Raw genomic sequence first — 15296 nt, forward strand, 5'->3', positions numbered from 1 at the left:
TCGGCTCCGGGTGGCCTTGGGCCATCAGTCGCGCGGGATTTACCGGTAATGCCCGTCGCGACTGAAGTCGCTCCGACAAGTGGCGGCACCATGATCGAAGATGCCCAGCGCCACACGGTGTTTCTTTGCAATTCGGTCGCTCCCATGCAAAAAGGCGGACCCGAAGGCCCGCCTTTTCGCGGTAGTACAGCTGCCGGCGCAGCGTTACTGGGTGCTGGTGCCGGAGTTGAGCTTGGATTCGGCGCTCTGCGTCAGCAGTGCGTTGATCGACTGCACTTCGGCCACGTCCAGCGTGCCCAGCGCCTGGCTCAGCAGCAGCCGGTTCTGCAGGAAGTTGTAGCGCGACTGCGCGTAGTTCAACTGCGCCTGGTACAGGGTGCGCTGGTTCTGCACCACGTCCAGCACGGTGCGCGTGCCCACTTCCAGGCCGACCTGCGAGGCGTCGTACGCGGCCTGCGCCGAGACCACCGCCAGGCGCCGTGCCTCGATTTCGCTGATGCCGGCGACGACGGTCTGGTAGGCGTTGCGGGTATTGCGGTCGAGCGCGCGCTTCTGCTGCTCGAACGTGTCCTGGGCGATGTCGCGCTGCGCCAGCGCCTGGCGTACCGCCGACTGGGTCGCGCCGCCGGCGAAGATCGGCACGTTCAAGGTCAGGCCGATGACGTTGCTGTCGTTGCGCGGCGAGTTGCTGCCGGACACGCCGTCGCCCCAGCTGGCGTCGCGGCCGGCGCTGGCCGACAGGTTCAGCGTCGGCAGGTGCCCGGCGCGGGCGGTGGAGACGTTGTCTTCGGCTTGCTGCACCTGGTACTGGTAGGAACGCAGCGAGGGGTTCTTTTCCAGCGCCGAGGCGATCAGGCCGTCGATGTTGCCGCTGTCGGCCGGCAACTGCGGGCGGAAGTCCTCGGGCAGGCTGCGCAGGTCGTGCACCGGCTGCCCGGTGATCTCGGTCAGCGCCTGGTACAGGTCCTGCAGCGAGTTGCGCGCGGTGATCGTGTCGGCGCGCGCCTGGTCGTATTCGGCGCGCGCTTCGTGCACGTCGGTGATCGGCGCCAGGCCCACTTCCAGGCGCTTGTCGGCGTAGTCGAACTGCTTCTTGGCGGCGGCTTCGTTGGTCTGTGCGGCGACCAGCGACTCGATCGCGACCAGCACGTTGAAGTAGGCCGCCGAGGTGCGCACGATCAGGTCGTGGTTGGCCGATGCCAGCGAGTAGTCGGCGGCCAGGCTGCGCGCCTTCTGCGCGCGCAGGGTGGAGAACTGGGCGAAGTTGATCAGCGTCTGCTGGCCCTGGATCCCGTAGCTGCGGCTCTTGCCGGTGCCGGCCAGTTCGCCTGTACCACGCTCAATCTCGCTGTGGCTGCGTTGCAGCGAGGCGGTGCCGTTGATCTGCGGCAGCAGCGCCGCGCGCGCCTGCACCGCGCCTTCCTTTTCGTACAGCCGGTTCGATTCCGCGCTGGCCAGCTGCGGGTCGCTATTGCGGGCCATTTCGTAGACTTGCAGCAGGTCTGTGGCGTTGGCGGCCAGCGGAAACAGCGCGGCGGCCAGCGCCAGAACGAGGGATCGGCGGATCATTGCGGCTTCCTTGATGGATCAGAATGTGAACTGGGGGACTGGCGCGGCGCCACGCAGGTAGTACGCCAGATCGGTTTCGAACAGCGATTCCACGCGCGGCGCGCCGGCGTCGGCGTGGATCAGCACCGCGTCCATGACCGGGGCACGGCCGCGGATCGCGAACAGGTGCCCGCCGGGCCGCAGCCAGGCCAGGAACTGCGCCGGGATCTCGGTGACGGCGGCGGTGATGCAGACCACGTCGAAGCGGCGCTCGCTGTGCCAGCCGAACGCGTCGGCGGTCTCGATGCGCACGTTGCTGCCCAGCCCGGCAGCGTCCAGATTGGCGCGCGCGGCGGCGGCCAGGGCCGGCTCGATCTCCAGGCTGACGACTTCCCGGCCGAGTTCGCCCAGGCAGGCGCTGATGAAGCCGCTGCCGGTGCCTATCTCCAGCACGTCCTCGCCCGGTTGCAGGTCCAGCGCCTGCAGCATGCGTCCTTCGATCACCGGTTTCATCATGAACTGGCTGTGGCCCAGCGGAATCTCCAGGTCGGCATAGGCCACCGCGCGGTGGCTTTCCGGCACGAAGGTCTCGCGCGGCAGCCGCGCCAGCACGTCGAGCACGCGCAGGTCGAGCACGTCCCAGGGACGCACCTGCTGTTCAACCATGGTTTCGCGGGCTTGGGAGTAGTCGATCGTCATCTGGGGCATCCAACGCGGTGGGTCGCGTATTTTAGCCGGCACAAGCGCCGTGCGTACGCTGCAGCATCGCCGCCGCGTGGCCGCCGCGCGCAGTGCCGGAAGTCATCGGGCAGCCCGGTCGGCATGGGGTCAGCGCACTGCATAGGCACGCAGGAAGAAGTCCACGCTGGCCTGGACATGGGCCTGGATCCGCGCGCGGCTGGGATCGCGACACAGGCCGCACATCATCAGCGAGTGCAGTTCGCCCTTGACCAGGCAGAAGAACTGGGAGGCGGCCAGGCCCAGGTCGGCGATCTCCAGCGCGCCGGCGGCGACATGCACCTGCAGCAGCTGCGCCAGGTCCTGCTGGGTGCGTTTGGGGCCGGCATTCCAAAACATCTCGCGCACGTGCTCGTCGCCGGTGCCGGGGGCGAGCATCATGCGGTGCGTGGCCATCGCCGCCTCGCTGCTGATCATCGCAAAGAACGCCATGCCGATCTCCACCAGTTGCGTGCGCAGCGGCCCCTTCAGCGCATGCCCGAACAGGTCGTCGGGCAGCAGCGCCTGGCATTGCGCGCGCACCGCCTCGGCGAACAGGGACTCCTTGTCGCCGTAATGGCTGTACACGGTGAGCTTGGACACCCCGGCGCGGGCCGCGATGCCGTCCATGCTGACGCCGCCGAAGCCCAGTTCGGTGAACATCTGCTTGGCCGCTTCCAGGATCGCCGCGCGCTTGCCCATGTCCTTGGGACGGCCCGGCCCGGCGGCGCGCGAGGAGGGTTTGGGGGAGGCGACGACAGAGGGTTTGCTGACCATGGAGTAATACTATACTAGTCGGTTCGATATATATACGATACCTTTAGGTTCATTATTTAGTGTGTCAATGTTGCGCCCGCAGTTATCTTGCTGAATGGAGCGGGTGCATCTTTCTGACGCATCGCCTTCATCGGAAAGGCGGTCACAGCGGTCGCCGCGCCAGCCCGTGCACACTGCGCCCACGCACGTTCGGGCTAGCCTTGTTTACGGCTGCGATGCAACGTGCGGTGTAAGGAACATCCTGACATCGGCGGCGAACACGCAGTGATAAATTGGCTTTCTTGGATGGTTTGGATGCCACGCGCTGCCGAGGGCCAGATTCGGAACGCAATGAAGCAGGGGGAGCAGCGTCACATCATTGCCGGCGGCGTGCATGCGCTGCGCAGGCGTCTGCGCAGCGGTTTGCTGCTGATCCTGCTGTGCACCTGTTGCGCGGCCGGCGCCGTGCTGGCGCAGGCGCCGCTGCCCGTGTCCGAGCGCACTGTCACCGAGCGGCCGACGTTGGCGCACTGGACCACGGACGACGGCCTGCCGCACAACCTGGTGCACGCGCTGGCGCAGGACCGCGACGGCCAGCTCTGGGTCGGTACCTGGGAAGGCGTGGCGCGCTTCGATGGCCGTAGCTTCACCGTGTTCGACCGGCAGAACACGCCCGGCATGGAGATATCCGGCGTGTTCGCGATCGTGCCCGACGCCGATGGCGGGGTGCTGATCGGCACCGCCTACGACGGCGTGTTCCGCTATCTCGACGGCCGTTGGGAGCATCTGGGCGATGCGCGTGCGCAGCGCCTGCGGGTGGCGTCGATGCTGCGCGGCCGCGACGGAGCGCTGTGGGTCGGCAGCGAGGAGGGTCTGTTCCGGATCGAGGCCGATGGCCGCCTGACCGCCGCCCCCGCCGGGCTACCCACGGGCCGGATCACGGCGCTGCTGCAACAGCCCGACGGCGGCGTGCTGGTCGGCACCGGGCAGGGATTGTTCCGCCTCGACCCGGCCATGCGCCGCGCGCGGCGCTGGGGTCGCACGCCGGCGATGCGCGCGGCGGCGGTGCGGCGGCTCAGCCACGACCGCGACGGCGGGCTGTTGGTCGCCGGTGACGCCGGCGTGTTCTGGCTGCATGCCGACGGCCAATTGCAGTGGTTACGCCAGGGCCAACGGGTCGATGCCGCGTTGCAGGACCGCCAGGGCCAGCTGTGGACCAGGCTGTCCAGCGGGCAATTGCTGCGGCGCTCGCCAAGCGGCGCCAGCGAGGAGATGTTGTCGATCTCCGGCGTGGTCAGCTCGGCGTTGATCGAGGACCGCGAAGGCCTGGTCTGGGCCGGCAGCACCGACGGCCTGTTCCGCATCGCGGCCGGCGATGCCGGCGGCCTGACCCGGCACGACGGCCTTGGCAGCGACTACGTGCGGGTGGTGCAGCAGAGCGCCGATGGCGCGATCTGGATCGGCCATGCCGCCGGTCTGGATTGCTGGCAGCACGGCCGCATCAAGGCGTTGCGCATCGCCGCCAGCGGCCAAGATCCATCGGTGCTGGCGCTGGCCGCGGCCAACGACGGCGGCATGTGGGCCGGCACCTACGACCAGGGCGTGCTGCTGCTGGCGCCCGACGGCGCGGTCCGGCAACGCCTGGGCAGCGAAGCGGGCCTACCGCCTGCCAAGGTGCGCGCGCTGCTGCAGGATGCGGACGGCGGGCTGTGGGTCGGCAGCAATGCCGGCCTGGCCTACCGCAACCGCGGCCATACCCGCCTGTACACCCTGGCCGACGGCCTGCCGGCGCTGCAGGTGCAGGCGCTGTACCGCGATCGCGCCGGCGTGCTGTGGATCGGCACCAACGACGGCATCGCGGCGCTGGCGGCGAATGGCACACTGCGGCGTTGGCCGGCCGGCAGCGGCTTCCCAGCGCACAACGCGTTCGACTTCCTGGAGGATGCCGACGGCACGCTGTGGATCGCCAGCGACCGCGGCCTGCTGCGCCTGCGTGACGGCCGCTTCCGCGTCTACGACCATCGCCTCGGGCTGCCGCGCGACAAGCTGTTCCGGATCATCGACGATGGCCATGGCCATCTGTGGGCAACCAGCAACCAGGGCGTGTTCCGCATCGCCCGCGACAGCATCGCGCAGCTCGATGCCGGCCGCCGCGCGCAGCTGGCGGTGGAGGTGGTCGATCGCAGCGACGGCATGCCCGGCAACCAGAGCAATGGCAGCAGCGCGCCGGCCGGCTGGCTGAGCCGCGACGGCAACCTGCTGATCCCGACCTCCGCCGGCCTGGCGCTGATCGATCCGGCGCTGCCCAGCCGGCATGCGTTGCGCGCGCCGGCGGTGGTGATCGAGCGGCTGCAGGTCGATGGCCACGCGCAGCCGCTGCGCGGCGACTATCACCTGCCCGGCAGCGTCGGCCGGCTCAGCGTCGACTATGCCGGGCTGAGCTTCCGCTCGCCGGAGAAGGTGCGCTACCGCTATCGCCTGTATGGCTTCGACCGGGAGTGGATCGATGCCGGCAGCAGCGAGGCGGCGGTCTATACCAACCTGCCGCCGGGCGCCTATCGCCTGGAAGTGCAGGCCACCACCAGTTCGGCCGACTGGTCGCGCAGCGACCTGGTCGGGCGCACCTCGCTGCAGCTGGAGGTGGTGCCGCCGTTCTGGCTGCGCGGCCCGTTCGTGGCGCTGGCGGCGATCGCGTTCAGCGGCCTGCTGCTGTGGTGGTACCGCGGGCGCAGCCACCGCCACCTGCGCCGCCAGCGCCGGCTCAACCGCATCATCGCCGAGCGCACCCACGAGCTGCGCGCGAAGAACCTGGCGCTGAAGCTGGCCGATTTCGAACGCGAGGAGCTGGTACGCAAGCTCGCCTACCAGGCCGGCCACGACGCGCTGACCGGCCTGCCGAACCGGCGCACCGCCGATCCGCACCTGACCGCGGCGCTGGAGCATGCGCGGGCCACGCAATCGCCGCTGTGCGTGGCGCTGCTGGACATCGACAACTTCAAGCGGATCAACGATACCTACGGTCACGAGATCGGCGACGAGGTGCTGCGCCGGGTCGGCGAGGTGTTGCGTGCCACGCTTGGCGAACATGCCTTCGCCGCGCGCCACGGCGGCGAGGAATTCCTGCTGGTGTTGCCGGGCCTGGACCGCGAGCAGGCACGCGTGCGGCTGGACCAATTGCGCCGCCGCGTCGCCGCGCTGGTGGTCCACGACGTCGATGGGCAGATGGTGCAGTGCACGGCCAGCGTCGGTTTCGCCTGTCTCGGCCCGGCGCTGCAGAGCCGGCGCGAATTGCTGGTGCTGGCCGACCAGCGCCTCTATCAGGCCAAACACGAGGGCCGCGATCGGGTGATCGGCTAGGCGCAGCGGCGGTGCGTGGCAGCGGCTGCATCGCGCCGCCTGTTCGGTACCGGGAGAAAGCGACGGTTGCATCCTGTCGGGACTGAAGTCCCTTCCCAGTGCACCAAGCCTGCGCGCCGCAAACCCCCTGAGGGATCGTCGCCACGAGCCACACAGTGGATGTGCCGCGATCGGATAGCGTCGGCACTCCCTCCCGCAATGCACTGGGTGGACAGGCCGCAAGTCCCCTGCAGAGCGGTTTCAGCTTCAGCCGCGACGAACGAAGCGGTTGTCCTTACGGACTCCGGCGGCCTGCGGACCCGGCGGCGGCCGTAGCGGCCGCCGGTGCGTTTCCCGAATCCGGCGCTGCGCAGCCCAAGGGCTGGCAGCCCGGCTTGCAACTCACTCGTGCGCTTCCTCGGCCGGCACCGAGTCATGCGCCTGCAACCGTTCCACAACCGCCTGCGTGGCCGCAGTGGTGGAAATGCCCTGACCCGGGGCGGCAAGGTCGGCGGTGAAGGCCTGCGCGTTGAGCGCGGCGTCCACGGCCTGTTCGATCGCCTCGGCTTCCTCGTGCAGGCTCAGCGAGTGGCGAAGCAACAGTGCGGCGCTGAGAATGGTGGCGTAGGGATTGGCGATGCCCTTGCCGGCGATGTCCGGAGCCGAGCCGTGGATCGGCTCGTACAGGCCGATCCGGCCTTCGCCCAGCGACGCCGACGGCAGCAGGCCCAGCGAGCCGGCCAGCATCGAAGCCTCGTCGGTGAGGATGTCTCCGAACATGTTCTCGGTAACGATCACGTCGTACTCGCGGGGCTTGGCCAGCAGGTGCATCGCCATCGAATCGACCAGCTGGTGCTCCAGGCGCACGTCCGGGAATTCGTCGCGGCCGATGCGCGCTGCCACGTCGCGCCACAGCCGCGAGGTCTCCAGCACGTTGGCCTTGTCCACCGAGGTGACGTGGTTGCGGCGCTGCTGAGCGAGGCGGAACGCGCTACGCAGCACCCGCTCGATCTCCTCGACGCTGTAGCGGCACAGGTCGCTGGCGTCGGTGGCGGTGCGGGTCTTGTCGCCGAAATAGATGCCGCCGGTCAGCTCGCGCACCACTACGATGTCAACGCCGGTGAGCAGGTGCGGCTTGATCGGCGAGGCGTCCAGCGCCGCCGGATGCGGCTTGACCGGACGCAGGTTGGCGAACAGGCCCAGGCCGCGGCGGATCGCCAGCAGGCCCTGCTCGGGGCGGATCTTGGCGTTGGGGTCGGACCACTTCGGCCCGCCGACCGCGCCAAGCAGCACCGCATCGGCCTGCTGGCAGGCGGCCAGGGTCGCCGCCGGCAGCGGCTCGCCATGGCGGTCGATGGCAATGCCGCCGATGTCGTGTTCGTGGAAGTCGAACGTGTGCTGGTAGCGGTGGGCGATGGTGCGCAGCACCGAGACCGCGGCGGCGGCGACTTCGGGGCCGATGCCGTCACCGGGCAGGACGACGATGTCAGCGTGCATGGGTGGCCTCGTACTGGTCGATGGCGGGTTGGCGCAGCAGCAGGTAGCCGAGCTCGTCGACGCCTTCGAGCAGGCAGGTCTGCGAGAACTCGTCGAGCGGGAACGGGTAGACGCGGCCGTCGGGCGTGCGCAGTTCGCGCGCGGCCACGTCCACGGTCAGTGCGTCGTCCGGGCGCTGCATCAGGGTCTGCACGTCGGCCTCGTCCAGCACGATCGGCAGCAGCCCGTTCTTGAGGCTGTTGTTGCGGAAGATGTCGGCGATCTCGCTGCTGACGATGGCGCGCAGGCCCAGGTCGGTCAGCGCCCACGGCGCGTGTTCGCGCGAGGAGCCGCAGCCGAAGTTGCGCCCGGCCAGCAGGATCTGGCGGCCGGCGTTGTGCGGCTGGTTGAACGGGAACTCCGGGTTCGGCGTGCCGTCGGCTTGCCAGCGCCAGTCGTTGAACGCGTTGCGGCCGAGGCCGGCGCGCTCGGTGGTGGACAGGAACCGCGCCGGGATGATCTGGTCGGTATCGATGTTGGTCTGGCGCAGCACTACGCTGGCCGAGGTGAGGGCGGCGAATCCGGCCATCAGCAGGTCTCCTGGGACAGGGTGGCGGGGGCGTCGTCGTCGGGCAGCGTCGCCGGCGGCAGCGCCGGAGTGGGCACGTGCGGCGGCAGCAGCGGCTTGCCGCGATGGGCGAAGGCGCGGGTGGTGGCGGCGACGAAGGCCAGCGTGGCCGCGAACGCGGCGATGTGCGGCACCATCACGCGACCTCCTCGAACAGCGTGCGCGGGTCGCTGACCTTGCCGTTCACCGCGGCCCAGGCCGCGGTCATCGGCGACGCCAGCAAGGTGCGCGAGCCGGGACCCTGACGGCCTTCGAAATTGCGGTTGCTGGTGCTCACCGCCAATTGCCCGGGCGCGACCAGGTCGCCGTTCATCGCGATGCACATCGAGCAGCCGGACTCGCGCCATTCGGCGCCGGCGGCGCGCACCACCTCGTGGATGCCCTCGGCCTCGGCCTGGCGCTTGACGACCTCCGAGCCCGGCACCACCAGCATGCGCACGGTCGGCGCGACGCGGCGGCCGCGCAGCACCTGCGCCACTTCGCGCATGTCGCTGAGCCGGCCGTTGGTGCACGAGCCGACGAACACCACGTCCACCGGGGTGCCGATCAGCGCGTGGCCGGATGCGAAATGCATGTAGTCCAGGCCCTTCTGCGCGGCCGCATCCTGCGCCGCCGGAATCGGCACGTCCACCGCGATCGCGGTGCCCGGGTGGGTGCCCCAGGTCAGGGTCGGGCGGATCTCGCGCGCGTCGATGCGTACGTCCACGTCGAAGCGCGCGCCGGGATCGCTGCGCAGCTGCGACCAGCGCTGCACCGAGGCGTCGAACTCTGCTCCCTTCGGACCGCGCGGCGTGTTCGCCATCCAGTCGAAGGTGACCTGGTCCGGCGCCACCATGCCGGCGCGCGCGCCGGCTTCGATCGACATGTTGCACAGGGTCATGCGCTGCTCCATGTCCATCGCCTCGATGGTGGAGCCGCGATACTCGAGCACGTGGCCGGTGCCGCCGTTGACCCCGATCACGCCGATGATGTGCAGGATCACGTCCTTGGCGCCGACGCCCGGCGCCAGCGGCCCGTCGACGGTGATCGACATGGTCTTGGCCTTGCGCTGCAGCAGGCATTGGGTGGCTAGCACGTAGCCGACCTCGCTGGTGCCGATGCCGAACGCCAGCGCGCCGAACGCGCCGTGGGTGGAGGTGTGGCTGTCGCCGCAGACGATGGTCATGCCGGGCTGGGTGAGGCCCAGTTCGGGCGCGATCACGTGCACGATGCCGCGATTCTCCGAGGCCATGTCGAACAGTTCGATGCCGTAGTCGGCGCAGTTGCGCGCGAGCATGTCTACCTGCGCCTCGGAGGCCTTGGTGTAGTACGGGAGCTTGCCGTCGGCGCCGCGCGGCAGGGTCGGCGTGGAATGGTCCATCGTCGCCTTGGTGCGGTCGGGCCGGCGCGGCGCCAGGCCGCGCGCCTTCAGTTCGGTGAACGCCTGCGGCGAGGTCACCTCGTGGATCAGGTGCAGGTCGATGTACAGCACCGCTGGGGCGGTGGCGCTTTCGGGGACGACGACGTGCGCGTCCCACAGTTTGTCGTACAGGGTGCGTGGGGCTGGGTTCATTGCCGATAACCTTGCGTGGGTCTGGGTCTGGAACGAGCGGGCGTCAGCGTCGGCCTGGGCCGACAGCATGGCGTGGAAGCGCAGGCGGACGTCGTCGGCGCTTCAGCGGTCGCGATCGTCGCATAGCGTTGGCGTCAGCAATGCGACGGCGTTAGCGAGAATGTCATGTCGTGTGGTGGCGTTCAGGCCGACCAGGAACGGGTTGGCGAAGCTGCGCCGCCAGCCGGCCATGCCGGTCGGCAGCGGCGTGGGCCGCGCCAGCGATGCGCTCCGCCGCACCTGGACACCCTGCGCCTGCAGGCGCTGTGCGCCCGGCCGTGGCGCCAGCAGGTCCGGCGCCGCTTCGCCCGGCGCCGGCACGACGCCGGCGTCGGCGGCATCGCCGGGCGCGTTGCCGCGCTGGCCGGCGGCGGGCAGCATGGTCGCGCGCATCGCCTCAGGCTGCGGCGCTGGTGGCACCGGTCTGCGCGCCCTGGCGCTGGCGCAGCACGCGGTTGGCCACGTCCAGCCAGGCCAGCGCGCTGGCCTCGATGATGTCGCGGCTGGTGCCGGTGCCGTCGTATTCGGTCTCGCCGTGGCGCACGCTGAGGTTGGCTTCGCCGCGCGCGTCGGTGCCGATGCCGACGCTGTGCACCTGGTAGCTGTCCAGGGTCAGCTGCACGCCGGTGGCCGCGGCCAGTGCGGCGAACAGCGCATCCACCGGGCCGTCGCCTTCGGCGTGTTCGCTGATCCGCTGGCCGTCCGGATCGGACAGCTCGACCTGTGCGCTGGCGCGCTGGCCGCGGTCGCTGACGGTCATCGACGACAGCCGGTAGCCCTGGCTTTCCGGCGCGTCCTGCATCATCGCCTGCAGGTCGCTGTCGCTGACCACGCGCTGCTGCTCGCACAGCGCCTTGAACGTCTCGAATGCCAGGATCAGTTCGGCCTCTTCCAGCACGTAGCCCAGCGCGCGCAGGCGCTGCTCGACCGCGGCGCGGCCGCTGTGGCGGCCCAGCACCATCTGCGAGGACTCCCAGCCCACGTCTTCCGGGCGCATGATCTCGTAGGTGCTGCGGTGGCGCAGCATGCCGTGCTGGTGGATGCCCGACTCGTGGGCGAAGGCGTTGCCGCCGACGATCGCCTTGTTGCGCTGCACCGGCATGCCGACCAGCCGCTGCAGCAGTTGCGAGCTGGCGACGATGCGCTGGGTGTTGATCGCGGTGTCGATCCCGTAAAACGCGCCGCGCACCTTCAGCGCCATCGTGATCTCTTCCAGCGCGCAGTTGCCGGCGCGCTCGCCGATGCCGTTGATGGCGCATTCCACCTGCCGCGCACCGGCTTCCACCGCGGCCAGCGAGTTGGCCACGGCCAGGCCCAGGTCGTTGTGGCAGTGGGTGCTGAAGATCACCCGCTCGGCGCCGGGCACGCTGGCGATCAGCCGCGCGAACATGCCGTGGATCTCTTCGGGCGTGGTGAAGCCGACCGTGTCCGGCAGGTTGATGGTGGTAGCGCCGGCGGCGATCGCTACCGCGGTCACTTCGGCCAGAAAATCCTCTTCGGTGCGGGTGGCGTCCTCGGCCGAGAACTCCACGTCGTCCACGTACTGGCGCGCCAGCGACACGTGCTTGCGTATCGATTCCAGCACCTGCTCGCGGCTCATCCGCAACTTGTGTTCGCGGTGCAGCGGGCTGGTCGACAGGAACACGTGCAGGCGCGGCCTGGCCGCCGCCTCCAGCGCACGCGCCGAGGTTTCGATGTCGCTGGCCAGGCAGCGCGACAGCACCGCCAGGGTCGGCTCGCGCAGTTCGCGGCCGATCATCGCCATTGCCTCGCGGTCGGACTGTGAGCTGGCCGGGAAGCCGGTCTCGATGATGTCCGCGCCCAGCTCGGCCAGGGCGCGGGCCATGACCAGCTTCTGCTGCGGGGTCATGCTGCAGCCGGGGGATTGCTCGCCGTCGCGTAGGGTAGTGTCGAAAATGCGGATGCGGGGGGTCTGGGAAGAAGCAGAAGTGTTCACCAGATGGTTTCCTCTACGGCGGCGGTGGCTGGCGGATGGGGGAGCGAAGACACGGGGCGAGCGGGAGCGGGCGGGGCGGCGGCACGTTGGTTGCGAAGTCGCTCGGCATTGCGGCGGCGCGGCTTGCGGGGCGCGCGTGGGCGCACCTCCGACAGCAGCGTCGCCAGCACGCCGGCGTCGATGTTGCCACCGGACACCACCGCGCATTTGCGCTTGCCGGAGACGCGGCGGCCGGCCGCCAGGGCCAGCGCGCCGGCGCCCTCGGCGATGACGTGCTCCTCCAGCGCGAGGCGGACCAGCGTTTCACGCAGTTCCGCCTCGCGCACGATCACCACGTCGTCGAGCAGGCTGGCGCACAGCCGGCGGGTGATGAACCCGGGTATTTTAACCTTGACGCCGTCGGCCAGGGTGGGTACCGGGTCGATCGCGCGGATATCGCCGCGGATCGCCCGCGCCATCGAGTCCACGCCCTCGACCTGGGCGCCGACGATGCGCACGCCCTGCGAGCGCAGCGCCAGGGCCACACCGGCGGCCAGGCCGCCGCCGCCGATCGGCACGATCACCACGTCCGGGGCGTGCGCGGCCAGCTCGATGCCGACCGTGCCCTGGCCGGCGATCACGTCCGGGTCGTCGAACGCGGACAGGAAGCGGTAGCCGTTCTGCTCGGCCAGTTCGCGGGCGAAGGCGTAGGCCTCGTCGTAGCTGTCGCCGTGCTGGCGCACGGTGGCGCCCCAGTGGGCGACGCCGGCGATCTTGGTCTGCGGCGCGCCGTGCGGCATCACCGTGATCGCCTGCACGCCCAGGCGGTGCGCGGCCCAGGCCACGCCCTGCGCATGGTTGCCGGCCGAGGCGCAGATCACGGTCCGCTCGTCGCCGCGTTCCAGCCCGGCCAGCAGCGCATTCAGCGCGCCGCGCACCTTGTAGGACCCGGTGCGCTGCAGGTTCTCCAGCTTCAGCCACACCCCGAAACGCTCGGCATAGTGCACCGGCGTCGGCGGCAGGTAGCGGCGCAGCCGCGCCTGCGCGGCCAGCACGTCGGCGACGCTGACCGCTACGTCGCCTACGTCGGGTTCCTGCGGGGCGGGGCGGCCGGGTTCAGGCATGGGGTTGGTGCCGGGACTCGGGACTCGGGACTCGGAACGCGAAATGCGAATCGCGGACTGGAAGAAGACGCCCCCGTGGAAGAAGACCCCTCCGTGCCATCGCGCGGCGCTGCCGCACGGCCTGCATGCAGCCCGAGACCAGTGAGCCGCCAACGCAGCCCCCGAGTCCCGAGTCCCGAGTCCCGAGTCCCGACAGCTTCATGACGCCACATCCAGCGCAGTGACCCGCACCGACTCACAGTCGTACACCTTCTCCATCTGCAGGCGCAGGCTCTCGCCGGGGCGAGTGCCGTCCACCACCATCTGCAGGTGCCAGCGGCCGGCGTCGTCGGGCGCCGGCGCGCCGCGGATCGACAGCGGCGCGAAGCCGCGCCGCTCGGCCATGCCGATCGCCCGCAGCAGCGCGCCTTCGACCGGCTTCAGCACCAGGTCAAGCTGGTATCGCATGGACGGTCTCCTGGCGCTGGGTCGCGGGATTGCTCTCCAGCATGGTGCTGTTGGCTGTGTTCGGCGGCACCAGCGGCCACACGTTGGCGCGCGCGTCGATGGCCACGTGCAGCAGCGCCGGACCCGGTTGCGCCAGCAGTTCGGCCAGGCCGTCCTCGACCTGGCCGCGCGCGGTGATGCGCTTGGCCGGGATGCCGAACACCTGCGCCAGCGCGGCGAAGTCCGGGTTGTCGGACAGGTCGATCTCGCTGTAGCGCTCGGCGAAGAACAACTCCTGCCACTGCCGCACCATGCCCAGCGAACTGTTGTCCAGCAGCACGATCTTCACCGGCAGCTTGCAGCGCGCGATGGTGACCAGCTCCTGCACGTTCATCATGAAACTGCCGTCGCCGCTGACCAGCACCACGGTGCGGTCGGGGCAGGCGAACTGCGCGCCCATCGCCGCCGGCAGGCCGAAGCCCATCGTGCCCAGCGCACCGCTGGTCAGGTGGTTGCGCGGATGGTTGAAGCGGCAGTGCTGGGCCACCCACATCTGGTGCTGGCCGACGTCGCAGGCGATCACCGTGTCGGCCGGGGCCAGCTCGCTCAGTCGCTTCAGCAGGCCGGGCGCGTAGATGTCATCGCCCGGCGCGTCGTAGCGGGTGCCGAACTTTTCGCGATGGCCGACGCAGCGCGCGTACCACGCCTCGCAGGTGCTGGTCGCCGCGCTCAGCGCACGCAACGCTTCGGCCACGTCGCCGGGCACGGCGATGTCGGCATGGCGCAGCTTGGAGATCTCGCAGGCGTCGGCATCCAGGTGGATGACCCGCGCGAACGGGGCGAACTCGGCCAGCTTGCCGGTGGCGCGGTCGTCGAAGCGCGCGCCGACCACGATCAGCAGGTCCGACTCCTGCACCGCCATGTTGGCGGCGCGGGTGCCGTGCATGCCGAGCATGCCCAGGTAGTACGGATGCCCGTGCGGCAGCGCGCCCAGCCCGCGCAGAGTCAGCACGGTGGGGATGCGGGTGATGTCGACGAACTGGCGGAATGCGTCCACCGCATTGGCCAGGGCGATGCCGCCACCGCCGTAGATCACCGGCTTGTCGGCGCCGGCAATCGCCGCCAGCGCCTCGGCCAGGGCCGCGGCGTGCGGTGCCGGTGGTGCCGGGACCGCGGCCGGCACGTGGTCGGGCAAGTGCGAGGCGTCGCCCAGCTGCACGTCCTTTGGCAGATCGATCAGCACCGGCCCCGGACGGCCTTCGCGGGCGATGCGGAACGCGTCGCGCAGCACCTGCGGCAGGTCGTCCACGCGGCGCACCAGGAAGCTGTGCTTGACGATCGGCAGGGTCAGCCCGAACACGTCCAGTTCCTGGAACGCGTCGGTACCCAGCAGCGGCGTGGCGACCTGCCCGGTCAGGCAGATCATCGGCACCGAGTCCAGCATCGCATCGGCGATGCCGGTGACCAGGTTGGAGGCGCCCGGACCGGACGTGGCGACGCAGACACCGACCCGCCCGCTGGCGCGGGCGTAGCCGTTGGCGGCCAGCGCCGCGCCCTGCTCGTGGCGGACCAGGATGTGCTTGAGCTGGCTGTCTACCAGCGCGTCGTAGAACGGCATGATGGTGCCGCCCGGATAGCCGAACAGCGTGTCCACGCCTTCGGCTTCCAGGGCCTGCGTCAGCCAGCGCGCGCCGTTGCGGGGCGTGCCGTGAGCGGAGGAGTTCATACGGTGGCGACCTTTCGGTGAAAGCGGGTGGG

The 15296-nt window shown here is 70.1% G+C and carries 13 protein-coding genes; 1 reads left to right on the top strand and 12 read right to left on the bottom strand.

Annotated features, from left to right (window positions below; all coding sequences use genetic code 11):
• Positions 1-204: 204 nt before the first annotated feature.
• The 3 genes from ISN38_RS14315 to ISN38_RS14325 all read right to left on the bottom strand — a co-directional run bounded on the left by ISN38_RS14315 (position 205) and on the right by ISN38_RS14325 (position 3042).
• Positions 205-1569 carry a TolC family outer membrane protein gene (locus tag ISN38_RS14315; protein ID WP_003477511.1) on the bottom strand — a complete coding sequence of 455 codons (1365 nt, stop codon included), beginning with the start codon at positions 1567-1569 and terminating at the stop codon, positions 205-207.
• 18 nt (positions 1570-1587) lie between these two features.
• Positions 1588-2247: a protein-L-isoaspartate O-methyltransferase family protein gene (locus tag ISN38_RS14320; RefSeq protein WP_004426381.1), complete on the bottom strand. Its 660-nt coding sequence runs from the start codon at positions 2245-2247 to the stop codon at positions 1588-1590.
• A 129-nt stretch (positions 2248-2376) separates the two neighbouring features.
• Positions 2377-3042, bottom strand: coding sequence for a TetR/AcrR family transcriptional regulator (locus ISN38_RS14325; protein WP_173427103.1), 666 nt, complete (start codon positions 3040-3042; stop codon positions 2377-2379).
• A gap of 330 nt (positions 3043-3372) precedes the next feature.
• On the opposite strand from ISN38_RS14325, the gene ISN38_RS14330 reads away from it, so the two are divergent.
• Positions 3373-6378 carry a ligand-binding sensor domain-containing diguanylate cyclase gene (locus tag ISN38_RS14330; protein ID WP_081318761.1) on the top strand — a complete coding sequence of 1002 codons (3006 nt, stop codon included), beginning with the start codon at positions 3373-3375 and terminating at the stop codon, positions 6376-6378.
• 381 nt (positions 6379-6759) lie between these two features.
• Here the strand turns inward: ISN38_RS14330 and leuB are convergent, their stop codons facing one another.
• From leuB to ilvG, 9 genes are all read right to left on the bottom strand, one after another.
• Positions 6760-7854 carry a 3-isopropylmalate dehydrogenase gene (leuB, locus tag ISN38_RS14335; protein WP_058358937.1) on the bottom strand — a complete coding sequence of 365 codons (1095 nt, stop codon included), beginning with the start codon at positions 7852-7854 and terminating at the stop codon, positions 6760-6762.
• Positions 7844-8422, bottom strand: a complete 579-nt coding sequence (gene leuD / locus ISN38_RS14340; protein WP_003477495.1) for a 3-isopropylmalate dehydratase small subunit — start codon at positions 8420-8422, stop codon at positions 7844-7846. Before leuD ends, leuB begins: the two co-directional genes overlap by 11 nt.
• A complete protein-coding gene (locus tag ISN38_RS14345; protein WP_170874083.1) occupies positions 8422-8598 on the bottom strand; it encodes a hypothetical protein in 177 nt (58 codons plus the stop codon). Before ISN38_RS14345 ends, leuD begins: the two co-directional genes overlap by 1 nt.
• Positions 8598-10013: a 3-isopropylmalate dehydratase large subunit gene (leuC, locus tag ISN38_RS14350; protein WP_004426367.1), complete on the bottom strand. Its 1416-nt coding sequence runs from the start codon at positions 10011-10013 to the stop codon at positions 8598-8600. Before leuC ends, ISN38_RS14345 begins: the two co-directional genes overlap by 1 nt.
• Before the next feature lie 102 nt (positions 10014-10115).
• The gene (locus ISN38_RS14355; RefSeq protein WP_230938647.1) at positions 10116-10433 is read right to left on the bottom strand and encodes a methyltransferase; all 318 of its coding nucleotides are present in this window, start codon (positions 10431-10433) and stop codon (positions 10116-10118) included.
• 16 nt (positions 10434-10449) lie between these two features.
• Positions 10450-12009: a 2-isopropylmalate synthase gene (locus tag ISN38_RS14360; protein WP_004426362.1), complete on the bottom strand. Its 1560-nt coding sequence runs from the start codon at positions 12007-12009 to the stop codon at positions 10450-10452.
• Positions 12006-13112, bottom strand: coding sequence for a threonine dehydratase (locus ISN38_RS14365; RefSeq protein ID WP_004426359.1), 1107 nt, complete (start codon positions 13110-13112; stop codon positions 12006-12008). Before ISN38_RS14365 ends, ISN38_RS14360 begins: the two co-directional genes overlap by 4 nt.
• Before the next feature lie 198 nt (positions 13113-13310).
• Positions 13311-13559 (bottom strand): ACT domain-containing protein, encoded by a 249-nt coding sequence (locus tag ISN38_RS14370; protein ID WP_003471464.1) that lies wholly within the window; start codon positions 13557-13559, stop codon positions 13311-13313.
• Entirely contained in the window at positions 13543-15264 is a 1722-nt protein-coding gene (gene ilvG / locus ISN38_RS14375) for an acetolactate synthase 2 catalytic subunit (RefSeq protein ID WP_003471463.1), read from the bottom strand. The genes ISN38_RS14370 and ilvG overlap by 17 nt, the downstream gene beginning before the upstream one ends.
• Between the last annotated feature and the right edge of the window lie 32 nt (positions 15265-15296).

The organism is Xanthomonas translucens pv. undulosa (assembly GCF_017301775.1).
GTDB classification, from domain to species: domain Bacteria; phylum Pseudomonadota; class Gammaproteobacteria; order Xanthomonadales; family Xanthomonadaceae; genus Xanthomonas_A; species Xanthomonas_A translucens.